The following is a 24,823-nucleotide window of genomic DNA, read 5'->3' as shown; positions in this document are numbered from 1 at the left end:
GCCTGCGCGCGGGAACGGCGGCCCGCCTGCGGGTCGCGGCGCCGTACTGCGAGTTACCGGGCGCCACGCGGCCGGTTACGGGGGACACCGCACCGCACGGCCAGCGCCCCGTGGAGCTGCACAATCCACGGATAACACAAAGGGCAAGTTATTCAGCATCAAGCTGTACGCAGCTTTCAGAAAGGTATCCTCAGATAGTCCACAGGCGGGAAGTAAATATTATCCACATTTTGCCTATTCTGTGAATAACCCTGTTAATTCAGCAAGTTATCCAAGATAAATCGCCCCCCCCCATCAAGATAAATCACCCCCCCCTAACTGAGATAAATCCCCCCCCCTGACTGAGATAAATCACCCCCCCTAAACCAGGATAAATTACCCCCCCCCTAAACCTGTAAGGTGATCCTGTAGTTTTTCCCTGTACGATCTCCTGTATATATATATCCTGTAATTACCCAATACAGGCAGTGAATAAGTCAGGATTCGTCTTTGCTTACCAGCGCCGCTACGCGGCTCGGTCAACCCCTCAGAACCGCGAAAACAAGTTTCGCAGTTCTTCACGGTTCATGGTTTAATCCGTGTATGGCGCCAGCACCTTCGCGGCTCCATCGAGGCCCGCGCTGCTGCCGCACCGGGCCTCACCTATAAACTAAAGTATAAAATAATCGTACTTATATTGACTTAATCACCTTTTACCGGTAGTCTCTTTATAACGATTCGATTTGGAGACAAACCAGATGGCACAGAAAAACAGAATTACTGAAGCAGAATGGAAACAGCTGTTACCTAAGATGGCATCGCTGGCGCATATTACTACCGATATTGGCTATTCAGTTTTAGTCAAAGGTGAAAAGGCTACAGACGTCGCCGCTCGTGTAGGTCGTTCCAAACAGAATATTTCAAGTACAGCAAAACGTATCTGGGATCTTTATCAAAGCACCACGCTTCATACTGAAGATGGCGAAGCTCTGCAATTAGTCCAGGTCTGGATACCAGAGAAGCTGGCTAAAAAGGTTTTAGCTGAAGCCGCAAAATATAGCGTTAATTCTAGTTCTGTACCTGATTAAACGAAGCGAGGTAAGTATGAAAAGTGTTTTATCCAGCTTCTGCTATTTTATGGCTGTTGTTGCATTAAGCGCAGCTTACCAAGTCAGCAATAACGTTTCTGATAATCCAGAGTCAGGATTATTAAACTATTTGCTTTCCCTACCTACAGCGCCCACACTCGTTTTTTGTGGCGCAGTATTTATTCTGATAGCTACCTATCTGCTACCTAATAACGAGGAAAAAAAGAAGGCGGAACCGCGTTACTCAAAATATCGCCCTTCTTATACTCCACATGAGATACAGGTATTAGAAAAAGAGTTATCCGGGCTTAAAGAAACTTATTCCCGGCTTAAAGCCGCTGATGATTTAACTGTACTGGAGTTCAAAAAGAACAATCCCAGAGTAAGTAGCGAATTGCATATACGGGAATTAATCAAATTTCAGGCTGATCGCCTAAAACATGAAATAGCCTATAAAGAGTCTAATTTAAAGTCGGCTAAGAAACGTGTAAGAAAGTAAAGCCCTTACGGGCTTTTACTTTATAACTACCAGCTGTGCCTTTTCGCAATGCTCCCCGCCGCAGTACACCACAATACCCGGTTTCCCCCAAAGGTTGATATGACACACCGGGCAGCTGTACTTTTCCCGGTTAGTTTTATTCACTGGTGCTTCTGGCGGTGGCGCCACAAATCGCATTGCTTCTATGATCTCGTCGTCGAGTTCAACCGGGTCGCGGCCTTCCTCCAGTTCGTGTTCGCTATCATCTTCGTCGTCGTCAACATAGCCTTTCCCCGTGGGACTCAACACAGCGCCGGGCTTAGGCTGGTAAGGTGGAAATCTGTCCATCCAGGAAAGCCGGAAATGGCCCGTCAGCAGTTCATCACAGGCCATATCGAAAGGCCCACCGGCGATAATATAATGGGTCATGCTTTGGCCCACTTTCTTGCCTCCTGGTTCGCCGGTATCTGAAGGCATCAACCCTACTCTTTCCATCCGTGCAGCCCACTCTTTGTTGTGGTAGCCACGGCGGCCAGGCTCGCCAAAATGGAATTGCCACTGGTGAACCATTTCATGCACCAGAGTTGAAAGCGTGGCCTTTATCGTTCTGATCGAGAAATACACCGGGTTCATGGCGATCTCGTCTACTGTTTCCCCACTTTCGCGGCCGACGAAGCGCTTGAAGGAACAATAGCCATACGTTCGCTTCTCACGCTGCAACGTTATCAGGCATGGCGGCAGCTCGTTGCTGAACAGCTTCTCATTAAAAAAATCGTAGGCTTTCTGAAGTTCATCGTAGGTTTCGGGCGTAGGCAAAGTCACTGTTAACCTCCCATATATGTATTGTGCAATACACATAATTTAGCTGATCTTTTATACAGAGGAAACGGCTTTAAGCGAAAACCGCGATACCGTGCCGAAACTCGTTTCGGCCGGTTGAGGGGTTGACCGGCCCGCGCGCGGCGCCGGTAATTATTTGATGGTTGCTGTCGGTATCGAGCGCCAGTCTGTCGTGTAATCAGGTGACAACATCTGACGCCGCATAGCAAAGGTGTTATCTATGCCCTGGCCTGCAAAAAACAGCTGGCTCTTTCCACGCTGGTTTATACCGTCAAGAACAGCCATTAACGCCTCACTGCCAGCTGAAGGCGTAGCCGAGTCGAATAAATCCAGCTGGGCCTCCTTCCCGCTGAAATCTGCCAGCATGATCCCTGCTTTTGCATACGCAATATCATCCCGCCAGATTCGCGCCAGTGCGGTTTGTGCCGCCTGAATTATCGTGCGGCTGTCCTGGGTTGCCACCGTCAGTTTTTCGGTTGCCTGGTTGGCATATTGTGTATCACGCACCGAATAAGGACTGGTGCGGATAAAGACGTTTATGACACGGCAGTATTGTCGCTCACCACGCAGTTTTTCAGCTGCGCGCGCAGCAAATCCGGTGATAGCCTGCTGCATATCCGCCAGGGCTTCAACGCGTTGGCCGAATGAACGTGAAACAACGATCTGTTGCTTCGCCGGAGGGCTTTCTTCCAAGCTGAAGCAAGCCTCGCCGCGCAGCTCCCGTACCGTTCTTTCAAGCACAACGCCGAACGTTTTACGGATTAGGCGTGTATCTGCCCTGGCTAAATCCAGCACCGTTTTGATCCCCATAGTAGCGAGCGCCTTTTCTGTACGATGGCCGACTCCCCAGACTTCTGCCACCGGCAGGATGCTCATTAATTTTTTCAGTCTGGCGCCATCATCCAGAGCAACCACCCCGCCAGTAGCGGGCCATGTTTTTGCCGCGTGGTTACACAGCTTCGCCAGCGTCTTAGTGCGGGCAATACCGACTCCGCATACCAGCGTGGTGTGTCGCCTGACTTCCTCGCGCAGCTGGCGCCCGAACGCGTCAAGGCTCATTGCGGCCGCTATCCCTTTGCAGTCAACAAATAGTTCGTCAATAGAATATTGTTCGACGCGGGTAGCAAGGGACTCAACCACAGCCGCGAACCGGGCCGACATGGAAGCGTAGAGCGTGTAATTCGAGCTGAAAATAGCGACGTTATGACGCTCGATTATGGGCCTGACTTTAAAGTACGGATCGCCCATTTTCAGGCCCGCTTTCTTCGCCAGATAATTGCGGGCCACAATGTTGCCATCGTTGTTGGATAAAACGGCCACCGCGCGGTTTGCCAGATCGGGCCGAAATGCCTGCTCACAGCTGGCGTACATGCCATTTACATCAATCAGCGCAAACATACCGGATGCTCGATAAGGGAATGCGTAACCACTCCCCAGATTTCGACGCTCTCATTCTCCGGGTCGATGTAATAGACAGGGAAATCCTTGTTCATCGGCATCAGGCAGGGTCTGGGCTTCAGCAATAACCGCTTCACGGTAAATTCATTGTGGATGCAGGCGACTACGATTGAGCCGTGGCTGGCCGTCAGCGAGCGATCCACAACCAGTACGTCACCATCGTGGATACGGCCATCTTCCATCGACGAGCCGGAAACCCGCAGAAAGTAAGTTGCCGAAGGGTGGCGAACGCAATATTCATGCAGGTTTAGCTCTTGCTTTTCGTAGCCCTGCGCCGGGCTGGGGAACCCGGCAGAAATTCTTTGCAGATAAAACGGGATGCTGTGTACCCGGCAGGCGCCGGAGTTTTCAAAAATTTCGACCTTCATAGCGATCTTCCAAATCACTGTTTATTTATACAGTATCGCTGTTATGGTCAGGTTGGCAAGTTTTACCGCTTCGCTACTATATGTAGTGCTTTTTCAGCTGCCGGCGAACGCTATATATAGTGTTTAGATGGCTTCCTGCTTACTTAATGTCCCCCGTAACCGGCCGCGTGGCGCCCGGTAACTCGCAGTACGGCGCCGCGACCCGCAGGCGGGCCGCCGTTCCCGCGCGCAGGCGCGCGGCGCCCACTGCGCACCCCCGTGGGGGACGTGCGGCAGCTGCGTGGCGGCGAGCTGGGCTATGGCTTAGCAGGGAGGGGGGTTGGCCGGGCGCGCCGGTCAGCGCCGCAGTTTCCGGCGATTTGCGGCCGGTGTCCGGTGGAGTCCGGCGCGGTCGCCTTCCATGCCCTGACGGGCATAAAAACAGGTAAATATATTCCGTACTTGTATTGACTTTAAAGGCATAATCACCGATAATTAAATCATCGGGAGGCAACACCGCCGCCCGAAAAATTGCCGGTATCGGCAGCTAAGGAGATATATGCGTTTATTAACCCCCCACCAGTTTTTTAATCTCAACTGGTTTGTCAGTAACCCGGAATTGACCTCACTGAAACCGGCCCAAAATGGCGAACCTGCCCTGGCAATTGGTTATGTATGGTTCCACGTCCAGGATGAAGTGAATGGCGGCGAGCCGGACGAGGACATGATGTGTGCTGTTTTCCCCTGGTACGCTGAGATCACTTCAACCGATGGCGCACCGGACATTCAGGTATTCACCGAGCAGGACGATTGCTGGCTTTCCGCGCATCAGTTTATGTTTGCGCGTGATGCTGTTCCTTCACATGAAGAATTTCTCGTTTATTTCGATTCGCTTAACTGGCGCGCCGACGTCAAAAAAATGCTTCTCGATCGCTAACCTTTTCGCCCGGTTAAGGCCGGGCATCAACTAAATGTGAAGGAACCTGAAATGAATACTGATAACTATTTTTTCGAATTACCGGCAACACGCGGCGTCCAGGGTGGCGTTGAACAGTACATGCTGACAGTGCCAATGGCTGTTTTACGCCGCCTTCTGGCAATGGATGATCAGGGCGATGTAATGGCCCGCAGCCAGCGCGAAGCAAACAGAACGCGCGCGCGTAAAATCAGAAATTATGTTGCCGATGCCACCGGCAGCGGAAAGCCGTATATTCTGCCCTCGATCACCGGAAATATTGATATTGCCGTAGATTTCCTTCCCAGCGAACTGTCGCCATCTGTGGGTATCCTGAAAATCCCAATGGAAGCCGATCTGAAGTTATTCGACGGACAGCACAGGGCGCTGGGCATCATGGATTTTGTCCGGGACTACGCAAACACCGGCGACACTATCAGCCTGTTGTTGACGGTTGGCCTGCCGCTTGAAATGCGCCAGCAGTTTTTTGCTGACATTAACAACAACGCCAGCAAACCAGCAGCAGCGATCAGCATGGCTTACAACAACAACGACCCGGTTAACCAGCTGGCGATGTACCTGGCGCAAAATGTTTCCGGCCTTGCAGGGGCGGTCGATTTTGAACATAACGCCGTTCCCGCGAAAAGCTCACGCCTTATCAGTTTTAAGGCGCTTAATGATGCCACCAAAAAGATGCTCAGCCTGCGCGCCAGTAGCGAGCCTACGCTTCAGCAGCGCGACGCGGCCGAAAAGCTATGGTCTGCCTGGTCAGGCGCCATGCGCTGGCTGGATATAGCGCAGGATGATATTGCCGCCGAATACCGCCAGGAAGCGCTGGGGCTTCATGGGATCATGGTTAATGCTATGGGGATGGCGACGGCCCGGATGCTGCAAACGCGGCCGCTGGATTCAATTGTCAGTCTCCTGGCCTGCGCCGAACAGGGCGAGAACGGTTTTCACTACAGAGACAGCTTTGTGCATGAAAACTGGCATGACATTTGTGTAGATCCGCAAACCGGCACCATCAGAACCGACCGCCGCGCGCTGGAAGCAACGGCTATTGAGTTACAGCGGCTGGTTGACCCGTTCGCAGAATGCGCGTGGCTGCGCCCTTACCTGGGCGATGAAGTCCCGGATACAACGTTGCTGAAATTCAATGCGGGGATCGTGAAGCTCAAAGAGGAAACCGGCCTGCCACAAATAGCGGTCGTTGAGAAACTGGAGCAGCTGCGCGACGGCGACGAGCAAACCCGGTCGCGTATTGTGGGGACGCTGCGGGCCTTTAAAAAGTTCATTGCAGAAGGGGTATAACGTGATGGCCACGCAAGACAATTAAGCAATATGTGTAAATATAATTCGTACAAATATTGACTTATGCGCACCTTTATTCGATAATTTAAAACGTGGCAGGTGATGTGCCTGCCACTTAACCATTGCCGGTATCGGCTTAAAGAGGAAGTATCATGGAAACTATCGAAATCACCGCTCGCTACATTTCTGAAAACGCCCGCATGAACTTCATGCCAGCAGCCTTTCACAACGCCTTTTTCAGCGCTGATCACTTCATTCAGTCCTTTCTTAATCGTTACGCTAAAGACTACCAGGGTGGCTATTGGGAGTATCTACAGGCCAGTAATGGCGCATTTTTTATCGAAGCGCCCCACTCTCTTTGGCTCTCGTTGCCTAACTATTTTGAAGATGAATGCAGCCCGCGCGAAGTGGGGATTATTGTTTGCCTGTACGCCTACAGCTACTTTTGCGGGCTGGCATATGAAGAAGGCAAAGCCGAGCTGAACGAAACGATGGCTAACCGGTATCACCTGTTGCGTGAGTACGTGAATACGCTGGAGATAGAAAGCCAGAACCGCATTTATCGTGCCATTGATTAACTGATAACCAGGCGGGCAATGCCCGCCTTATCGTGACCGTCACGCTCAGGAGGAACTATGTTAGCGACACTTCAACAACCAACCGCCTGGCAATTGCCAGCCCGGTTAATGCTTTTGGAACTGTTAATGTTCGATTACCGTAATTCCGATCAGGAGCGCTACGGCCAGCAAATCTATCACCACTTTCGCAAACAGGGTAATCATCGCTGGGATACTGCTGTTCATCAGGATAATGGCGGCAAGTATACGGTTGTTTTTCGCCATTCATTCAGCAAAAAACAGGCTGATGGCGTTAAGCGAACGATGATCCGCGATGAAACCGTTATACGGGCAGATAGCGCGCAGGAGCTGACAGAAGCGACGTTCCCCGCCTTCCAGGATAGCGATATTCTCAAGGCGTCTGATTTCTTTAAGTCGCTTACATCGCAATAGTTGAGGGAAAACTATGCTGAACAAAATCGAAAACAGCACCAACATTAGTAGTAGCAATCCCTGTTCTATAGGGGGTTTAATCGCCGTAAAGGATGATAGAGGCGAGACGCACATCATCCAGCGCGAGTTAATATCCCACACTGAGGACAGGTCAGATATTGAAGGACGAGCGGCGACGTCCGTTTTCTTAGTGACCGGGAAATGGATATGCGTTTTTTTATCTGGCGAAAAGCTGGCAGAAAAGCTGAGCATTAACGTATCTGAATAAGGTGGCAGGTATGAAAGCATCAACGAAGGAAAATCTAAAGTTAGCCTGGGCGGTTGTCTGCATAGCTATATCAGTGATCGCTGGCATGGTGTACTGGAACTATTTTCAGCCGGGAGACGGCGCAAGCATGAAACACGCGTGGAATGCCTGGGTTTCCACTTTCGGTGTTACAGGCGGCACAGGTGTGATTTTATTCTGCATCAGCGGTATCGCCAGAGCATTCAAAAATGCTTAAAAGCGGAACCCCGGACGTCACCCCTCCGGGGCCGTTCTGCTGTGCTGCGCATCGAGCCGCTACGCGTCTCGCCCCTGCGGGCAGCTGTCACTGACGCCTCCGGCCTGCGGCCTCCGCGCTGCGCTTGACAACCCCTTCCCCAGCTGACGGCCACTTCCCCTACAACCTACTTTGCATTATCCGTGGATCGTGCAGCTCAGCGGGGCGCTGGCCGTGCGGTGCGGTGTCCCCCGTAACCGGCCGCGTGGCGCCCGGTAACTCGCAGTACGGCGCCGCGACCCGCAGGCGGGCCGCCGTTCCCGCGCGCAGGCGCGCGGCGCCCACTGCGCACCCCCGTGGGGGACGTGCGGCAGCTGCGTGGCGGCGAGCTGGGCTATGGCTTAGCAGGGAGGGGGGTTGGCCGGGCGCGCCGGTCAGCGCCGCAGTTTCCGGCGATTTGCGGCCGGTGTCCGGTGGAGTCCGGCGCGGTCGCCTTCCATGCCCTGACGGGCATAAAAACAGGTAAATATATTCCGTACTTATATTGACTTTGAAGGCATAATCACCGATAATTAAATCATCGGGAGGCAATACCGCTGCCCGAAAAATTGCCGGTATCGGCGCAAACAGGAGTCGTCATGCACTTTACCAACTTCCTTCAGCGTTACTTCGATATAGAAATCGATCATACCTTTGACCCGACTATCCAGGGCAGTAACGAAACGGGTAAAGACGTCACTAAAATCTGGATTTATGAAAAGGGCGAGGATAGCGAGCCGCTGCTTATTCTGACGGAAGCATGGTGGTATACCGAGACAAAAACGCCTGGTAACTGGCTAATCGGCAACGTGTATTCAGCGCTTGAGCATGGGCGTGAAATTCATGAAAGCGACTTTCGTAAACTGGTAACAGCTGGCAAGGTGATAAGCCAGCATGAGTAAGGGGAATAAAATGCTTATTAATCGGATAGCGGTTATCGGGCTGGCGTTGCTCTCAGCCGCTACGCAGGCAGCAGCGCCGCCGGTTAAGTTCTTTTACCGGGATACAGTCCCGGTAAGCATCACGCTGGACGAACCCGCCACGGGTTGCAGCATGGCGGGTATGATTGTTCATCCACTCGATAGGCCAGCGGCAAAAGTGGCATGGTTTAGCGAGCGGATTTGCGGAAAAAAACGTTATCCGGTGAGCTTTATCAGTGATGAAATAACCGCGCCAGATAACGTGATCCACAAAGGGGAAAAATTTCACGTTACCCCGGCCCAGGTGAATCTCCTGGACGCGCAAAGCCTTTAATTCCCCTGCGGCCGGTGTCCGGTAGAGTCCGGCGCGGTCGCCTTCCATGCCCTGACGGATATAAGTAAAGGTAAATATATTCCGTACTTGTATTGACTTTAAAGGCGCGATAACCGATAATTAAAACATCGGGAGGCAATACCGCCGCCCGAAAAATTGCCGGTATCGGCAGTATTTAAGGAGTATGGAAATGGAAAGAAAGGCAATAGAGCAAATGCTGGCTGAGCGTCCGGTGACGCAGGTTAACGTTAAAATTGCGGCAGTATCCAAATATGACGATCACCAGGTTGAAATCCGTTGCAAAGAAACAGGCCTGCTTATCTGGCGTGCCTGGGATTTTGAGAAGGATTTTAAAGAAGATCTGGAGCGTGAACTCATGCGTTACGCCCCGCTTTAATCCCCTGCCCGGCAATAGCCGGGCATAAAATTAGCCACACTACAGGAGCTGCGTTTGCATTACATAACAGACCAGCGGGCGGGCGAACCAGACATTCTGACCCCCGTAAAACACAGCAGGCTCATTATCAAGAGTCTGGAAGGAAATGAAATTTACAGTCAAAAAGCGCCAGATGGCGGATGGACTCATGAGCTTTTAAGCAAAGTACAGCCGGAAGGTATACAGGACGGCGCTAATGCTTACCTGGAAAATCAATGGATCGGCTCAACAGAAATCTGAAGCTGATAAACAGATTAAGGCACCCAATGGGGTGCCTTTTTTCGTTCGGAGCGGTGTCCCCCGTAACCGGCCGCGTGGCGCCCGGTAACTCGCAGTACGGCGCCGCGACCCGCAGGCGGGCCGCCGTTCCCGCGCGCAGGCGCGCGGCGCCCACTGCGCACCCCCGTGGGGGACGTGCGGCAGCTGCGTGGCGGTGAGGGGGTTTTGGCTTAGCAGGGAGGGGGTTTGGCCTGTCGCGCCGGTCAGCGCCGCAGTTTCCGGCGATTTGGCCCCGGTGTCCGGTGGAGTCCGGCGCGGTCGCCTTCCATGCCCTGACGGGCATAAAAACAGGTAAATATATCCCGTACTTGTATTGACTTTAAGGGCGTAATCACCGATAATTAAATCATCGGGAGGCAATACCGCCGCCTGAAAAATTGCCGGTATCGGCGCTAAAGGAGTCCTACATGAACACTCAATTACTGAAAGTTGGTCAGTGCCTGAAACATCTCAATGATGAGGTTGCAGTCAGTGAAGTAACTCTCTCTGATGGCGAAATCTCCTACACCCTCTTAAACCTCGAATTACCGACCGCGTTCACCGTTGCGCAAGCCCGGATCAATGCGCGCTTTGGCTGGACGCTAACAGATAAAACACTGTCACTTGATGAAATCCGCCGCCGCCGCGAAATCGTTCGCGTGTGTAAGCAGCGCCGCGAAGAAGAAGCCGCGCGCAAGGCAGAGGAAGAACAGCGCAGCCGTGAGCAGGTATCAACGAATCCAGACTATCAGGATTTACTGACCAAGAAAGACGAACCCAGCACGGCGAAACTGGCGGCAAAAAATATCCGCCTGCTGCTGAAAAAGCATTTCAAAGGTATTAAATTTTCGGTGCGTATGCGTGATTATTCCTGCATCAATGTGGGCTGGACAGACGGCCCGACAACCGAAGAAGTGGACGCCATAATCAGCCGTTTTCAGGAAGGCCGTTTTGACGGTATGACGGATATGTATGAGTACGGTAACGACCCATTCAATAAAGTTTATGGCGGCGTTAACTACCTTTTCACCTCGCGTGAATGCTCCGATGCTCTGATCGAGGAAGCGATCGCAAGCGTTAAAAGCCGTTATAAAACGGTGATTGGGGATGATTGCACCGTTGCGGCTTTTCGTTCCGGCAAGCTGTGGAACGTTGGTAACGAGTATTTTAGCCACGGCCTGCAATCAGCGATTCACCAGGCAGCCGCCGCGATCAGTAAAAAATAAACTGGATACCCCCCTAAACGGGGGGTAAATATATATAAATATATTCCGTACTTATATTGACTTTAAAGGCATAATCACCGATAATTAAATCATCGGGAGGCAACACCGCCCCCGATTAATCGCCGGTATCGGCATTCAATGAGGAATATCACATGCACTATCTTTTCGTTTTAATCCCCCTCGCGCTGTTTGCCAGCGCTGCCGCTCTCGCCCTGCCCTGGTTTATGGTTCGTGCCGGTATGCGTGAAATGGTTCAGCTCTCATGCGCCATCGCTGCTGTATTAGGTCTGTGTGCTGCTACGGGTATTTTTAGCAATGCCGATAATGGCCCGCTGGCGTTGTTGTTTGGATGTGCTGCGCTGGCGTGCTTTTTATACGCCATTGACTGCGCGTTACCGCTGTATATGACGCGCAAAAAGCCTCGTAAGCAGCTGTAAGGAAAAAGGCGGGTAATCCCCGCCTTTTTTAGTTGAAGCGCTCAGAGGGCGATTTAGGCGTTCTCTGGCCGTGATAAACTCAAAACCTCTAAATGTGCCAGGCTTCGCCTGCCGCTTACCGAAATGGATGCTTCCCTTGTCAAACTTCGAATACAAAGCCCGTCGCTCATACTATCTGATGCGCTTCAGGGCTTGCCGCCAGCGCGATACGCTGGAAAAGGTCTATCAGTCGATGTTGGATCGTGACCAGGTGCCAGAGTGCGATTATGGCGCTTTTGAGTCTGCTGCTGATCACCGGCGCGCTGAAATTGTTTCAGGCAAGCTGTGGGACAAAGTGCCTTCGCATGTCTGGCGCTACGTTGATTAACAAAACCTTACCCCGGACGTCACCCCTCCGGGGCCGTTCTGCTGTGCTGCGCATCGAGCCGCTACGCGTCTCGCCCCTGCGGGCAGCTGTCACTGACGCCTCCGGCCTGCGGCCTCCGCGCTCCGCTTGGCAACCCATCAGCTGGCCGTGCGGTGCGGTGTCCCCCGTAACCGGCCGCGTGGCGCCCGGTAACTCGCAGTACGGCGCCGCGACCCGCAGGCGGGCCGCCGTTCCCGCGCGCAGGCGCGCGGCGCCCACTGCGCACCCCCGTGGGGGACGTGCGGCAGCTGCGTGGCGGTGAGGGGGTTATGGCTTAGCAGGGAGGGGGGTTGGCCGGGCGCGCCGGTCAGCGCCGCAGTTTCCGGCGATTTGCCCCCGGTGTCCGGTGGAGTCCGGCGCGGTCGCCTTCCATGCCCTGACGGGCATAAAAAAAACAGGTAAATATATTCCGTACTTGTATTGACTTTAAAGGCATAATCACCGATAATTAAATCATCGGGAGGCAACACCGCCGCCCGAAAAATTGCCGGTATCGGCGCTTAAAGGAGTAAACCATGTCTACTGTAACTACCCCTGCTGTTTATGTTGGCACCTACCATAAATACAACTGCGGAAGCATTGCCGGAGCCTGGCTCGATCTGACTGAATTTGACAGTTCTGAGGAATTTTATGAGCGCTGCCGCGAGCTGCACGCCAATGAAGCTGATCCTGAGTTTATGTTTCAAGACTGGGAGGGTTTTCCGGCAGATATGGCGTCAGAGGGTCACATTAAATGGGAATTCATCGACGGCTTTAAACAAGCCAGCGAGGAAGGCCGGGAGGCGGCGTTTCTGGCGTTTGTCGAACTGTTCAGCAGCACTGATTATGACCAGTTTGATAATGCCTACATGGGCGAGGCTAAGGATGAGGAAACGTACGCACAGGAATATCTGGATATTAGCGGCTTGCTGAATGGTATACCTGATTGCGTAGCGCGTTATTTTGACCTTGAGGCTTATGCGCGTGATCTGTTTATGGGCGAATTCAGATTCTATGACGGGCATGTATTTAACATGACGTTCTGACGGGCAAGCCCCTGCCATGCGGGGGCTGTACATATAAGGCATAGGGGTTTCGGCCCCTATCAAAATTGCCGGTATCGGCGCGCAAAGGAGTACATCATGGATTACCAGACCCGCTTAAATTCTGACATTACCAAAGAGATTGATTATCTGGCATCACTACGCGAAAAGCGCATGGTGGCGGATCTGCGCACAGAGCTTGTTTACGGCACTTTGGTGCGCCTGGCAGATATGATCTGCAACACTGTGACAGACTGGTCACTTCCCTGCCCTGTTCTACCGCTTTCATCAGTGCAGCAATGGCATAAAGCCCGTGAAATCGTCATGGCAGATTATGAGGACTTCGGCCACGCTGCCTGGGACTATGCCCGCCATCATATGAAAACAGAGCTTAGCTTCGGTTATGCCTGCTACAAAAACGATATTGCCTGACGGCTAACAGTACGGGGGCTAAAGCCCCCTGAAGGAGTGAAAATGGAATATGGAAAACTGGCCGCTCAAATCGGGATGCGCCTGAAACTGGAAGTGATGGAGTCAGCCCGCGGCTTTTACATTGGAACGCAAACAGAATACGGTGAGCCGGTATCACGTGAATCTAACGAGTATTTTGATACCGAGCAGCAGGCAGAAGCTGCGCTGGCTGGCCGGTTATGGACACAGAAGCAAAACCCCTGATTCGAATATGGCGCCCAGACGGGCGCCATTATTTTATGGCCCTACCGCCGATTTCAGATGGACGAGAGAGGAACAGCAGCAAACGCCGGGCGTTACCCCTGCGGGGCCGCTCTGCTGTGCTGCGCATCGAGCCGCTGCGCGTCTCGCCCCTGCGGGCAGCGGCCGCTAACGCCTCCGGGCGTTGCCCTCCGCGCTCCGCTTGACCTCCGGGCGTTGCCCTCCGCGCTGGCGCTTGGCGGCTGGCGTCAGCGCCAGCCAGGTTCGCCGGTGTCTCCGCTGCCCGGTCATGAAACCGTTCCGTTGGCGAGGGTCGTTCCGCCTATGTCCGCAATGTAACCGGGCGCGGCAGGTTGTCAACAGACGCTTCGCTCAAGCTGTTGACAACCTGCCTTATCCGCCCGGTTACAAAGCGGCCGTCGGAAACGACACCCCGCCAACTTCACTACAGGTGCTACATGACCTCTACCATCCTCGAAAACCTCCCGCAAATCCTCACCTCTCTGGCCGCCCTGATTACGGCCGTAACCGGCCTAATCAAAGCGCTACGCGACAAAGACAAGTAACAGCCATCGGGGCGGCTGCGCCGCCCCTTCGCTGTCGCTTGCCGGCGATCTCTCCAGCTCATGTTCTGCCATCGTGATTAACCCTGATGCCACACCGGGCGTTGCCCCTGCGGGGCCGCTCTGCTGTGCTGCGCATCGAGCCGCTACGCGTCTCGCCCCTGCGGGCAGCTGCCGCTAACGCCTCCGGCCTGCGGCCTCCGCGCTCCGCTTGGCAGGCCACACCCTGCGCCGGACTCGCCCGGCCGCAAGCGGCCGCCCCGCCCCTTCGGGGTGCCAACGCCCTTCAGGCGTCGGCATCCTTTGCCAGAGCGCGATTGTGTTATCCGTGGATTGTGCAGCTCAGCGGGGCGCTGGCCGTGCGGTGCGGTGTCCCCCGTAACCGGCCGCGTGGCGTCCGGTAACTCGCAGTACGGCGCCGCGACCCGCAGGCGGGCCGCCGTTCCCGCGCGCAGGCGCGCGGCGCCCACTGCGCACCCCCGTGGGGGACGTGCGGCAGCTGCGTGGCGGTGAGGGGGTTATGGCTTAGCAGGGAGGGGGGTTGGCCGGGCGCGCCGGTCAGCGCCGCAGTTTCCGGCGATTTGCCCCCGGTGTCCGGTGGAGTCCGGCGCGGTCGCCTTCCATGCCCTGACGGGCATAAAAAAAACAGGTAAATATATTCCGTACTTGTATTGACTTTAAAGGCATAATCACCGATAATTAAATCATCGGGAGGCAATACCGCCGCCCGATAAATTGCCGGTATCGGATCACTAAGGAGTAAGCATGACCACTGTTACCACCCCTTCCCAGCTGAAAAAAGAAGTCGAATCCCAGCAAGCAATGATGCTGCGCGCCTGCCTTGAAGCATTTAACCAGCTGCCAAATCAGCGACTGCAAGGCGCTTTCCCGTCGACGTATGCGCTGGCGGCTAAATTAGACCAGCTGCTGCAACATACAAAATAACACTGGCGACCCGGCATTGCCGGGTCTTTAACCGAAACATCGAGGACAAACGACATGACGACACAAACCGTTGAGCAAATCATGGAAGATTTTCGTCGCCAGTGTGAAATTTTTTCGCGCGAACAGCAGCCACGCTGCGGCCTGATTTATGAATTGTATCAGCGCCGCCTGAGCGCAGATATTGATGGCTATCTTGCTGACGTTCCGGCCGAGTTTCGGGATGAACTGATCGCAGTAGCGCGGCGTGAATTTGATTACCTGACCCAGGACGAGATCGCGGAAGAAATCCGCCAGGACCGTGAGAACGGTTATTGCAGCCACGGTATTGACCGGAATTGTTGCCCGCTGGGCTGCGGCGATCTAGACGATTAAGGTGCCGCCGAAAGAAACAAGCCCGGATTGACCGGGCTTTTTTCTTTCCGCTGCGCGGCCGTTTCAGTTATTACACCGACTGCTTTTAGCAATTTCTGTATTGCACAATACACTACAAATTAAGCTCGTTTGCTTCGACGGCCAGCCAGCAGTTAAAGGTTTCGCTCTGCCGTTCGCCCCCGCAACCTCCCTCCGCCTTCAGCTTTCCGCAAGCCTGGCATTTCCCCAGCTGCGCCTTTTGCTCCTGCCACTGTTGCCAGTTTCGGATTAGCAGCAGCTGGAAAAACTCATTCGTGGAATAGGCTGTTCGTCCGGGTCGGCGCACACGGCAAAGCTCATGCAGCATAGCTTCTTCCTGTTTTGTTAGCGTGACAGTCACGCTTGCGCCTTCTTCTTTCAGGCGCGCGCGGCGGCGGGCCTGGCGTATACGGGCTTGTTCCCGCTTTCGATCATTCATCACTTTCCTCCTTGTGACCGTCACGCGTGACAGTCACGCAGAATAAAACCGGGCATTACCCCTGCGGGGCCGTTCTGCCGTGCTGCGCATCGAGCCGCTGCGCGTCTCGCCCCGCTTACGCGGGCGGCGGCCACTAATGCCTCCGGCCTGCGGCCTCCGCGCTCCGCTTGAAAAAAAACCGGGACACGCCCGGTTTGCATTACCTCAGTAGGATTATTGCTATCGCAGCGCCCACAGCGGCGCCCACGATAGTGCAGCCAGCAGTAATAAAAAGGATCTGACGGGTAAACGTCTCAGCACTGGACGCCTGCGCACGGCGGAATTTAGCAAGAAATTCCTCACGCGCTTTAGCATCATCACTAATTGCCAGGCTAATTGAACGCTGGTTTTCTACTAAAGCCCGTTTAAGAGAGTCTGCCGTCTCTCCTAAACTAACGGTGTCTTTTGCCAGCTTTTCCGAAAGCTCAGAAAGTTGCAGAGTCATTTCTTTCTGAGTTGCGGTGATTTCCTTCGCGTCACCTAAAAACCAGTCCATCAGAACTTCAAATTTATCCGGCTGCTTTTCCATTTTATTCTCCCATTAAAGCCGCATATGCTTTATCGAGATTAGCTTTTACCGGAATCGCCTGTTTCATGTATGTATAACGGCGGGCCAGTTTTTTGCGCTCGTCAGCATCCGTTGTTTGTTTTGCACGGGATTTAAATTCTTCAGGATCTTCAGCGGTCAATGCTTCGAATGAGATACGATGAAACGCCAGATATTCGAAAACCTCACTGTTGTAAATCACAGCCTTCTTGCTGATTTTGCCAATTTTGGTTTCTTTGACAAATTCAAATACCGGCGCCAGTACATCTTCTACTTCACTGTCTGGGCTAATGCGGTTTGGAACAAAGATAATTTTCTTGCTGCTCACACCTGCCTTACTTAACGTGTGAGCTGTTTTCAGGCTTTCATCAATAGCCTTATTATCAGGCGTAACCGGGATTACATATTTATCAAATTCATTTGCGCCACTGTCAAAGCGAGACATTGCCATCAGGAACGCTTCGACGTTTGACGCGCCAATATCAATAATCCCTGCATCTTCAAAAACAATATCTTCAATCAACCGTGAAAAGTCATCACCTTTAAAACTGGTAACATCCTCAATACCCAGATCGGAAGCAGACTGGTTGATAGTTTCTACCGCATAGAACTTTGCACCAGTCAGACGCGGGGCTAACAGGTAGGATGAAATTAAGGTTTTACCAACGCTGCCACTGTAATTGATTACCGCTACTTTCATAAATCACCTCAGAATTTTTTGTTGAACTTCTTAGGGTCGAAATCCTCACCGATTTTATTGAAGAACTCTTTATCAATAATGCCGGGACTATCTACCTTTTCACTTTCATGCGGTTCAGGGTCAGAGGGTTTTTGTGTATTGTGCAATACATTTTCCTCTGTACCCTTCGCGCTACTCTTAACTTGTGTATTGTGCAATACACTATCATCATCACCCGGCTTACTATCATGTGTATTGTGCAATACACTTTTCCGGTTTTGCCGCGCTCTATACAGTGCCATCTCAAGCCCTTTGGCCGTCACCGAAAAGCTGTATTCGCTGCCGAGGATTTCAGCAATTTCCTGCCGTGTAATTCCCCTGTCCAGCCAGTTCTCGATTTCATCCAGGCGCAATCTGACAGCAGCCGATAAGTTGCGGGGTTTCAGATCAGCAGCTTTATTCATAACCCCTCCGTTGTATGAAGCTGACTCTACAGCACCGATATGCAGGGGTCAACGATATTTTGTAGTTTACCTGTAGTTTTTGAGTAGTCTGTCACGTAATTCTGTAGTTTAGTTGTAGTCGATTTGTAGTTATCAACCAGGTGATACAGTCGGTTTCTGTAGTCTATCTGTAGTTTCTCCGTAGTTTCTGGCTACTCAGATGGTCATGCGAGCATGACCATCAAAGAATAGGACGCTTTTTAGCCAGATAGCCCTTAACCTACGGAGATCGCTCCTACCAAAAAAGATGATTTTTTATCCCTTAACCTGCTATACACCTAACGCAGCGTGATAAATCACGCTATCCCAATGATTTAAAACCAAAAAAGAGAAATCTAAGTTTATAGCCGTAATATCTAGGTATTACAATTACCATATAAGTTATTGATAATATGCTTATTTGATTTATTACTTTGGTAATACTATGATTGCACCGTATTGGATACTCCAATTTTCGTTTAAAAATTGCACAAAGTGAGGGCTTGATGCCAACAATTACAGCAAAAGTATCAGATGAACTTTTGGCCTATATAGACCGGGTTTCTGGTGGGAATCGGTCAGAATATCTGCGCCGCTGCCTTGAAGCCGGGCCGGGTGATCGAGAGTCAGGTTTGAAAATCGTGGCCGACCAGCTGGGCGACGTGAATCGAAAACTTGATTACCTTTTTGACCGTGCTTCAGATGCTGATTTTGGATCACTACGTGACGAGTTGAAGGCGATAACCGAAACGCTATCCAGCGTGAAATTCCCACCGGCAGGCCAGATGATGTTGCATGAGTCGCTTGCCATTGAAACGCTGATCCTTCTTCGTTCGATAGCTGAACCGGGTAAAAACAAAGCGGCCAAAGCGGAACTGGAGCGTAACGGCTACAAAATCTGGGAACCAAAAAAGGAGCGCTAAAATGGACGAAAGAGAAAGAGGATTAGCTTTTTTATTTGCCATTACCCTGCCGCCGGTACTGGTGTGGTTTTTAGTCGCAAAATTTACCTATGGCATTGACCCTTCAACTGCTAAATATCTTGTCCCCTATTTAGTCAAGAATACCTTTTCATTATGGCCCTTGTGGTCTGCTTTAATAGCTGGTTGGGTTATTGGAATTGCCGGGCTTGTCGCCTTTATTCTTTATGATAAAACTCGCGTGTTTAAGGGCGAGAGGTTTAAAAAGATTTTTCGCGGGACAGAGCTTGTTCGTGCCAGAACTCTCGCAGACAAAACCCGTCAAAGAGGTGTTGATCAATTAACTGTTGCCAATATCCCAATTCCTGTTGAAGCGGAGAATCTGCATTTTTCAATTGCCGGTACAACTGGTACAGGTAAAACCACAATTTTCAACGAGCTGTTGTTTAAGAGTATAAAGAGAGGCGGCAAAAATATCGTACTAGACCCAAACGGTGGCTTCCTGAAGAACTTTTATCGACCCGGAGACGCTATTCTAAACGCCTATGATAAACGCACGAAAGGCTGGGTTTTCTTTAATGAGATTCGTCGTTCCTATGATTATGAGCGACTCGTAAACTCTATTGTTCAGGAAAGTCCTGATATGGCTACTGAAGAATGGTTCGGGTATGGTCGCCTTATTTTTAGTGAAGTATCCAAGAAACTTCACAGCCTCTACAATACAGTAACAATGGAAGAAGTAATTCACTGGGCCTGTAACGTTGACCAGAAAAAGCTAAAGGAATTTCTAACCGGCACACCTGCTGAAGCTATTTTTTCAGGCTCAGAAAAAGCTGTAGGAAGCGCGCGTTTCGTTCTCAGTAAGAATCTTGCACCTCATTTGAAAATGCCGGAAGGTAATTTTTCCCTGCGTGACTGGCTTGATGATGGAAAGCCGGGAACCTTATTTATCACCTGGCAGGAGGAAATGAAAAAGTCGCTTAATCCGCTAATTTCCTGCTGGCTGGATTCGATTTTTTCTATCGTCCTGGGTATGGGGGAAAAAGAAGGTCGCATTAATGTATTTATAGACGAACTGGAATCACTCCAGTATCTGCCAAACCTCAATGATGCCCTGACCAAAGGGCGCAAAAGCGGTCTGTGTGTTTTTGCAGGCTATCAGACCTTTTCCCAGCTGGTTAAAGTTTACGGCCGTGATATGGCCCAAACCATTCTGGCTAACCTGCGTTCTAACATTGTGCTGGGCGGCAGCCGTCTCGGTGAAGATACGCTGGATCATATGTCTCGCTCACTCGGTGAAATTGAAGGCGAAGTTGAGCGTAAAGAATCCGATCCGCAAAAACCCTGGATTATCCGAAAACGCCGCGACGTTAAGGTAGTTCGCGCAGTAACGCCTACCGAAATCTCCATGTTGCCAAACCTCACTGGCTATCTGGCGTTACCTGGTGATATGCCCGTCGCTAAGTTCAAGGCTAAGTACATTAAATACCAGCGTAAAAATCCCGTTCCTGGCATTGAACTGAGGGAAATCTGATGCTTGATATAACCACCATTACACGTCAGAACGTCACTAGCGTTGTCGGCTACTACTCTGATGCAAAGGATGATTACTACAGCAAGGATTCATCATTTACGTCCTGGCAGGGAACCGGAGCTGAAGCGCTCGGCTTATCCGGGGACGTTGAATCAGCGCGGTTTAAAGAGCTGCTTGTCGGGGAAATTGATACCTTCACACAGATGCAACGGCACGTTGGCGATGCCAAAAAAGAGCGTCTGGGCTATGACCTGACGTTTTCAGCGCCTAAAGGGGTATCCATGCAGGCGCTGATCCACGGTGATAAAACCATTATCGAGGCGCATGAAAAAGCCGTAGCTGCCGCCGTGCGCGAAGCTGAAAAACTTGCTCAGGCCCGGACGACTCACAAGGGTAAATCCGTTACGCAGAACACCAACAATCTTGTAGTGGCAACGTTTCGTCACGAAACGTCCAGGGCGCTTGACCCGGATCTGCACACCCATGCTTTTGTCATGAACATGACCCAGCGCGAGGACGGCCAGTGGCGCGCGCTCAAAAACGACGAGCTGATGCGTAACAAAATGCACCTGGGCGATGTTTACAAACAGGAGCTGGCGCTTGAGCTGACTAAAGCCGGTTATGAGCTGCGTTATAACAGCAAAAATAACACGTTCGATATGGCTCATTTTTCAGACGAGCAGATCCGCGCATTCTCTCGCCGGTCAGAGCAAATTGAAAAGGGACTTGCTGAAATGGGACTTACGCGGGAAACCGCCGATGCGCAGACGAAAAGCCGCGTCTCGATGGCAACGCGTGAAAAGAAAACAGAGCATTCCCGTGAAGAAATTCACCAGGAATGGGCCAGCCGCGCCAAAACGCTCGGCATTGATTTTGATAACCGGGAATGGCAGGGGCATGGAAAACCCCATGAAGCTGATATTGCGCGTAACACGGCCCCGGATTTTACCAGCCCGCAGGTTAAAGCTGACCGGGCTATTCAGTTTGCAGTTAAGTCGCTGTCGGAGCGCGATGCCAGCTTTGAACGCCAGAAGCTGATTCAGATCGCTAATAAACAGGTGCTGGGCCATGCCTCAATGGTCGATGTAGAAAAAGCGTACCTGAAGGCGGTACAGAAGGGCGCCATCATCGAGGGCGAAGCCCGGTATCAATCAACGCTGAAGGTTGGTGCTTCAGTTATGGCCGAGACTCTGACGCGTAAAGAGTGGATCGACTCGCTGACAAATAGCGGGATGCGCGCAGATAAAGCCCGTTTTGCGGTAGATGAAGGAATCAAAAACGGCAGGCTTAAAAAAACCAGCCATCGCGTCACTACCGTGGAGGGTATCCGCCTTGAGCGTACCATTCTGACTATCGAATCACGCGGCCGGGGACAGATGCCGCGCCTGCTGACCGCAGAGATTGCAGGCCAGCTGCTCGCCGGGAAAACCCTCAAACAGGAACAGATGCGCGCGGTTACAGAAATTGTGACCAGTAAAGATCGCTTTGTTGCCGCACATGGTTACGCCGGTACAGGTAAAAGTTATATGACAATGGCAGCAAAGGAGCTGCTGGAGTCACAAGGGCAGAAGGTCACGGCGCTGGCCCCCTATGGGACACAGAAAAAAGCGCTTGAAGATGATGGATTACCGGCCCGCACCGTTGCCGCGTTCCTGAAAGCAAAGGATAAAAAGCTGGATGAAAAATCAGTTGTGTTTATTGATGAAGCGGGGGTTATTCCCGCCCGGCAGATGAAGCAGCTGATGGAAGTTATCGAGAAGCATAACGCGCGCGCGGTATTCCTGGGGGATACGTCACAGACGAAAGCAGTAGAAGCCGGTAAGCCCTTTGAACAGCTGATCAAAGCAGGTATGCAGACCAGCTACATGAAAGACATTCAGCGCCAGAAGAATGAGGTTTTGCTTGAAGCGGTTAAGTATGCCGCTGAAGGCAATGCGGCGCGCGCCCTGAAAAATATTACCGGCGTGAATGAGCTGAAGGAAGAAGCGCCCCGGCTCGCTAAACTTGCCGATCGCTACCTGGCTCTGTCCTCAGAACAGCAGGATGCCACACTGATAATCTCCGGCACGAACGCCTCACGCAAGACCCTGAATGACTACATCCGGGGCAACCTGGGGCTTGCCGGAACCGGCGCAACCTTCACGCTACTGGATCGCGTAGACTCGACACAGGCGGAGCGCCGCGACAGCCGTTATTTCAGTAAAGGTCAAATCATTATCCCCGAACAGGATTACAAAAATGGTATGAAGCGTGGCGAGTCATACCGCGTTCTTGATACCGGGCCGGGCAATAAATTAACGGTTGAAAGCAGCAGCGGTGAGCAGATTGCTTTCAGCCCGCGCACACACACCAAGCTGTCTGTATACCAGGCCGTCAGCGCCGAGCTGGCGCCGGGTGATAAGGTCATGGTAACGCGTAACGATAAAACGCTGGACGTTGCCAACGGCGACCGCTTCACGGTGAAAACGGTGGAAGGCGAAAAACTGACCCTTGAGGACAAAAAAGGGCGCACGGTCGAGCTGGACAAAAGCCAGGCCTCTTATCTGTCCTATGCCTATGCAACCACCGTCCACAAATCCCAGGGGCTTACCTGTGATCGCGTGTTGTTCAACATAGATACCAAATCACTTACCACATCTAAGGACGTTTTTTATGTGGGGATTTCGCGCGCGCGTCATGAAGTGGAAATTTTTACCGACGATAAAAAATCGCTGGCATCGAGCGTGAGCCGCGACAGTCCCAAAACCACGGCCGCAGAAATCGACCGCTTCTTTGGGCTTGAGGCGAGATTCAAGGATATTGGCCGCGACACAAGTTTAGAAACCCGATCAGTTGAAAAAGGTCTGACAGGAGTTACGGGGGAGAGCATGGCGTTTAACCAGAAACCAGATGAACACAACATGACGAGCGGATCTGATTATCAGCCAGTGAACAACGCAGAGGACGCCTTTCATCTTAAACAGAACCCAATGGATGATTCCGTTGGTCTGCGGCGTCATGAAGCGCATCACAACGATGCCGAGCTGGCGCATGATTATGCGGCCGCCGACGATCAGCAGTGGAGCGAGCAGGATTATGCGGATTACGAGCATTATGCCGAAGCAGCAGAATATGACTTTGACAGCAGCATTTACGAGGATTACGCCATGCCGCAGGCGTCGCAGGCTGAACAGAGCCATGCCGGTAAAGGACATAATCATGAGCATGAGCATGAAGAAGGGGGCCATGAAATCTGATGGTGCAGGCAGATAAACGAAAGCTGGATAAGCTGAAGTTCGACCAGGTAATTAATCTGGCGCGCAGACTGCCGCACCCGGCGATCCATGACTTACTGCGCGCGCTGATACTGCCTATTCAGGCCGATTATTTGCTGGCCGTTGGCACGGAAGGCCAGGACGCGCGCCCGGACATGAACGAACGCGAGTTCTTCTTTAGTAAAATCATCTGGGCGATGGATTACACGCACATGAAATCACTCAGGCTTGCTGCTGAAGATTTCCCCCTGGCGCTTGCGACGGCCAAGATCCTTCCGTGGCCGTGGAGCGAATCACGGTACAGGAGTGCTTTAGCCGATATAGGCAGCGCTAAGGGCAATCCGTGGGTACAGGACATTAATCACAGTGTTATTTTGTGGATGCCCTGGCGGATAGGCTTTGTACATGGAGGGAACCATTCTATTGCCAGCGGCATTCTGGCTGGTGAGGGCGACGTGATACCGGATACAGTTTATGATATGCGGTATCTGCTCGATATTATCAGCACTGACGGGTACTACTGGTACATGAGCGGAAAGATCTGCGAGAGAGTTACTGACTATCGTACAGCCGCCTTTTTCGAAATCGGCCGCCTTCTTTAGAAATGTGGAAAATTATTATGCGTAAAGTTTCTATTTTTGTTAATGGTAATAATCGTGCGATCAGAATACCCCGCGATATGGACTTTGAGGGCGTTAGCGAGCTGGAAATCCAGAGGGAAGGGGAGTCACTTATCCTCAAGCCCGTGAGGCCCAGCTGGAGTTCGTTTGCTGAAGTAGATAAAGCCGATTCAGATTACCTGACGGATCGTGATGATGTGCTGGGTAGTACACCCGAAGGCCAAAATTAAATCAAATTTCCTCAATAACTTTTCACACTGCCAACTTTGATTAAGTGACTGTAATAAATAAATTCTTCATCTTGCCGGCGCCGCGCCGGCGCAGCTGGCCAACTCCAATTTTCGCTTCACTACCATCAATTATCCTGAACAGGATTACCCATAAAAAAAGCCCCTTTCGGGGCATTGCAAATTGCATTAATCAACGTTGCTACTGGAGCTACCAAACAGCATCCAATAGCCTGCTAAAATTGCGCCTATCAAGCTAATAACAAAACCAATCATTGCAATGCTATGAAAAGGACTCGTTTCTACTAAGAGAGCGTTTAAAGCCTCTTGCAGCATATTGCCATCTTCAGCAGCACCGGCACTGACTAATACAATCAGACCGACTATCAAAAAAGCACTGCCAAAAGATAAAGTTAATGTTTTCGGTTTCATCAGGTTTCTCCGTATTAAGCTTTCATTTAGCCGGTTTCCGCAGCGTTCAGCTGT

At 51.8% G+C, this 24,823-nt stretch carries 33 protein-coding genes; 25 read left to right on the top strand and 8 right to left on the bottom strand.

The window, feature by feature from the left end; genetic code table 11:
* The first annotated feature begins 737 nt into the window (after positions 1–737).
* On the top strand, positions 738–1,067 hold the full coding sequence (locus NB069_RS22480) for a TrfB-related DNA-binding protein (protein WP_033558753.1): 330 nt from the start codon (positions 738–740) through the stop codon (positions 1,065–1,067).
* Positions 1,068–1,083: 16 nt separating this feature from the next.
* Entirely contained in the window at positions 1,084–1,566 is a 483-nt protein-coding gene (locus NB069_RS22475; RefSeq protein ID WP_250589576.1) for a hypothetical protein, read from the top strand.
* Between the two features lie 15 nt (positions 1,567–1,581).
* Here NB069_RS22475 and NB069_RS22470 read toward each other — a convergent pair whose 3' ends face one another.
* The 3 genes from NB069_RS22470 to mucA all read right to left on the bottom strand — a co-directional run bounded on the left by NB069_RS22470 (position 1,582) and on the right by mucA (position 4,211).
* A complete protein-coding gene (locus tag NB069_RS22470; protein WP_113458030.1) occupies positions 1,582–2,367 on the bottom strand; it encodes a SprT-like domain-containing protein in 786 nt (261 codons plus the stop codon).
* Positions 2,368–2,517: 150 nt separating this feature from the next.
* On the bottom strand, positions 2,518–3,783 hold the full coding sequence (gene mucB, locus NB069_RS22465) for a translesion error-prone DNA polymerase V subunit MucB (RefSeq protein ID WP_250589575.1): 1,266 nt from the start codon (positions 3,781–3,783) through the stop codon (positions 2,518–2,520).
* A complete protein-coding gene (gene mucA / locus NB069_RS22460; protein ID WP_032734220.1) occupies positions 3,771–4,211 on the bottom strand; it encodes a translesion error-prone DNA polymerase V autoproteolytic subunit MucA in 441 nt (146 codons plus the stop codon). The genes mucB and mucA overlap by 13 nt, the downstream gene beginning before the upstream one ends.
* Positions 4,212–4,749: 538 nt before the next feature.
* On the opposite strand from mucA, the gene NB069_RS22455 reads away from it, so the two are divergent.
* The 18 genes from NB069_RS22455 (at position 4,750) to NB069_RS22370 (ending at position 15,578) form a co-directional block, all read left to right on the top strand.
* Positions 4,750–5,127, top strand: a complete 378-nt coding sequence (locus NB069_RS22455) for a hypothetical protein (RefSeq protein ID WP_139581396.1) — start codon at positions 4,750–4,752, stop codon at positions 5,125–5,127.
* A 51-nt stretch (positions 5,128–5,178) separates the two neighbouring features.
* Positions 5,179–6,456: a DGQHR domain-containing protein gene (locus NB069_RS22450; protein ID WP_113458033.1), complete on the top strand. Its 1,278-nt coding sequence runs from the start codon at positions 5,179–5,181 to the stop codon at positions 6,454–6,456.
* 152 nt (positions 6,457–6,608) lie between these two features.
* On the top strand, positions 6,609–7,034 hold the full coding sequence (gene ardB / locus NB069_RS22445; protein ID WP_113458034.1) for an antirestriction protein ArdB: 426 nt from the start codon (positions 6,609–6,611) through the stop codon (positions 7,032–7,034).
* 57 nt (positions 7,035–7,091) lie between these two features.
* Positions 7,092–7,466 carry an antirestriction protein ArdR gene (locus tag NB069_RS22440; RefSeq protein ID WP_250379510.1) on the top strand — a complete coding sequence of 125 codons (375 nt, stop codon included), beginning with the start codon at positions 7,092–7,094 and terminating at the stop codon, positions 7,464–7,466.
* Between the two features lie 13 nt (positions 7,467–7,479).
* A complete protein-coding gene (locus NB069_RS22435) occupies positions 7,480–7,734 on the top strand; it encodes a cobalamin biosynthesis protein CbiX (protein ID WP_113458035.1) in 255 nt (84 codons plus the stop codon).
* Between the two features lie 10 nt (positions 7,735–7,744).
* Positions 7,745–7,969 (top strand): hypothetical protein, encoded by a 225-nt coding sequence (locus NB069_RS22430; protein ID WP_113458036.1) that lies wholly within the window; start codon positions 7,745–7,747, stop codon positions 7,967–7,969.
* Positions 7,970–8,586: 617 nt separating this feature from the next.
* The gene (gene ccgD / locus NB069_RS22425; RefSeq protein ID WP_113458038.1) at positions 8,587–8,889 is read left to right on the top strand and encodes a protein CcgD; all 303 of its coding nucleotides are present in this window, start codon (positions 8,587–8,589) and stop codon (positions 8,887–8,889) included.
* A gap of 10 nt (positions 8,890–8,899) precedes the next feature.
* The gene (locus NB069_RS22420) at positions 8,900–9,241 is read left to right on the top strand and encodes a hypothetical protein (RefSeq protein WP_244446412.1); all 342 of its coding nucleotides are present in this window, start codon (positions 8,900–8,902) and stop codon (positions 9,239–9,241) included.
* Positions 9,242–9,425: 184 nt separating this feature from the next.
* Positions 9,426–9,638: a DUF905 family protein gene (locus NB069_RS22415; RefSeq protein ID WP_250589574.1), complete on the top strand. Its 213-nt coding sequence runs from the start codon at positions 9,426–9,428 to the stop codon at positions 9,636–9,638.
* A gap of 54 nt (positions 9,639–9,692) precedes the next feature.
* Positions 9,693–9,917: a hypothetical protein gene (locus tag NB069_RS22410; protein WP_250589573.1), complete on the top strand. Its 225-nt coding sequence runs from the start codon at positions 9,693–9,695 to the stop codon at positions 9,915–9,917.
* Between the two features lie 446 nt (positions 9,918–10,363).
* Entirely contained in the window at positions 10,364–11,161 is a 798-nt protein-coding gene (locus NB069_RS22405; RefSeq protein WP_250589572.1) for an LPD29 domain-containing protein, read from the top strand.
* 152 nt (positions 11,162–11,313) lie between these two features.
* The gene (locus NB069_RS22400; RefSeq protein WP_033558639.1) at positions 11,314–11,598 is read left to right on the top strand and encodes a cobalamin biosynthesis protein CbiX; all 285 of its coding nucleotides are present in this window, start codon (positions 11,314–11,316) and stop codon (positions 11,596–11,598) included.
* 178 nt (positions 11,599–11,776) lie between these two features.
* Positions 11,777–11,965 carry an Hha/YmoA family nucleoid-associated regulatory protein gene (locus NB069_RS22395; RefSeq protein ID WP_227502153.1) on the top strand — a complete coding sequence of 63 codons (189 nt, stop codon included), beginning with the start codon at positions 11,777–11,779 and terminating at the stop codon, positions 11,963–11,965.
* A gap of 554 nt (positions 11,966–12,519) precedes the next feature.
* Entirely contained in the window at positions 12,520–13,029 is a 510-nt protein-coding gene (locus NB069_RS22390; protein WP_250589571.1) for an antirestriction protein ArdA, read from the top strand.
* A 96-nt stretch (positions 13,030–13,125) separates the two neighbouring features.
* Positions 13,126–13,458: a hypothetical protein gene (locus tag NB069_RS22385; RefSeq protein WP_250589570.1), complete on the top strand. Its 333-nt coding sequence runs from the start codon at positions 13,126–13,128 to the stop codon at positions 13,456–13,458.
* 42 nt (positions 13,459–13,500) lie between these two features.
* On the top strand, positions 13,501–13,701 hold the full coding sequence (locus tag NB069_RS22380) for a hypothetical protein (RefSeq protein ID WP_250589569.1): 201 nt from the start codon (positions 13,501–13,503) through the stop codon (positions 13,699–13,701).
* A 1,325-nt stretch (positions 13,702–15,026) separates the two neighbouring features.
* Entirely contained in the window at positions 15,027–15,206 is a 180-nt protein-coding gene (locus NB069_RS22375; protein ID WP_115719248.1) for a cobalamin biosynthesis protein CbiX, read from the top strand.
* A 54-nt stretch (positions 15,207–15,260) separates the two neighbouring features.
* A complete protein-coding gene (locus NB069_RS22370) occupies positions 15,261–15,578 on the top strand; it encodes a CcgAII protein (protein WP_250589568.1) in 318 nt (105 codons plus the stop codon).
* A gap of 112 nt (positions 15,579–15,690) precedes the next feature.
* On the opposite strand, the gene NB069_RS22365 is transcribed toward NB069_RS22370, so the two are convergent.
* From NB069_RS22365 to stbA, 4 genes are all read right to left on the bottom strand, one after another.
* On the bottom strand, positions 15,691–16,035 hold the full coding sequence (locus tag NB069_RS22365) for a hypothetical protein (RefSeq protein WP_250589567.1): 345 nt from the start codon (positions 16,033–16,035) through the stop codon (positions 15,691–15,693).
* Between the two features lie 199 nt (positions 16,036–16,234).
* Positions 16,235–16,603 carry a plasmid stabilization protein StbC gene (stbC, locus tag NB069_RS22360; protein WP_113458019.1) on the bottom strand — a complete coding sequence of 123 codons (369 nt, stop codon included), beginning with the start codon at positions 16,601–16,603 and terminating at the stop codon, positions 16,235–16,237.
* Position 16,604: 1 nt separating this feature from the next.
* Positions 16,605–17,321 carry a StbB family protein gene (gene stbB, locus NB069_RS22355; protein WP_032734204.1) on the bottom strand — a complete coding sequence of 239 codons (717 nt, stop codon included), beginning with the start codon at positions 17,319–17,321 and terminating at the stop codon, positions 16,605–16,607.
* A gap of 8 nt (positions 17,322–17,329) precedes the next feature.
* Positions 17,330–17,764, bottom strand: coding sequence for a plasmid stabilization protein StbA (gene stbA / locus NB069_RS22350; RefSeq protein ID WP_129753794.1), 435 nt, complete (start codon positions 17,762–17,764; stop codon positions 17,330–17,332).
* Positions 17,765–18,288: 524 nt separating this feature from the next.
* Between stbA and NB069_RS22345 the strand changes: the two genes are divergently transcribed.
* Genes NB069_RS22345 through vapB form a run of 5 tightly spaced genes read left to right on the top strand, consistent with a single transcriptional unit; the run spans position 18,289 to position 24,340 of the window.
* Positions 18,289–18,705 (top strand): traK protein, encoded by a 417-nt coding sequence (locus NB069_RS22345; RefSeq protein WP_115719256.1) that lies wholly within the window; start codon positions 18,289–18,291, stop codon positions 18,703–18,705.
* Position 18,706: 1 nt separating this feature from the next.
* Positions 18,707–20,236: a type IV secretion system DNA-binding domain-containing protein gene (locus NB069_RS22340; protein WP_115719258.1), complete on the top strand. Its 1,530-nt coding sequence runs from the start codon at positions 18,707–18,709 to the stop codon at positions 20,234–20,236.
* Complete coding sequence (gene mobF, locus NB069_RS22335) at positions 20,236–23,472, top strand: MobF family relaxase (RefSeq protein WP_129753792.1); 3,237 nt, start codon at positions 20,236–20,238, stop codon at positions 23,470–23,472. The genes NB069_RS22340 and mobF overlap by 1 nt, the downstream gene beginning before the upstream one ends.
* Entirely contained in the window at positions 23,472–24,092 is a 621-nt protein-coding gene (locus NB069_RS22330) for a DUF6710 family protein (protein WP_250589588.1), read from the top strand. The genes mobF and NB069_RS22330 overlap by 1 nt, the downstream gene beginning before the upstream one ends.
* Before the next feature lie 17 nt (positions 24,093–24,109).
* Positions 24,110–24,340: a type II toxin-antitoxin system VapB family antitoxin gene (vapB, locus tag NB069_RS22325; RefSeq protein WP_129753790.1), complete on the top strand. Its 231-nt coding sequence runs from the start codon at positions 24,110–24,112 to the stop codon at positions 24,338–24,340.
* A gap of 186 nt (positions 24,341–24,526) precedes the next feature.
* Here the strand turns inward: vapB and NB069_RS22320 are convergent, their stop codons facing one another.
* Entirely contained in the window at positions 24,527–24,769 is a 243-nt protein-coding gene (locus tag NB069_RS22320; protein WP_250589587.1) for a hypothetical protein, read from the bottom strand.
* Positions 24,770–24,823 lie beyond the last annotated feature (54 nt).

Source organism: Leclercia adecarboxylata (assembly GCF_023639785.1).
GTDB lineage: Bacteria > Pseudomonadota > Gammaproteobacteria > Enterobacterales > Enterobacteriaceae > Enterobacter > Enterobacter adecarboxylatus_D.
This window is presented reverse-complemented; position numbering and strand designations above follow the sequence as displayed.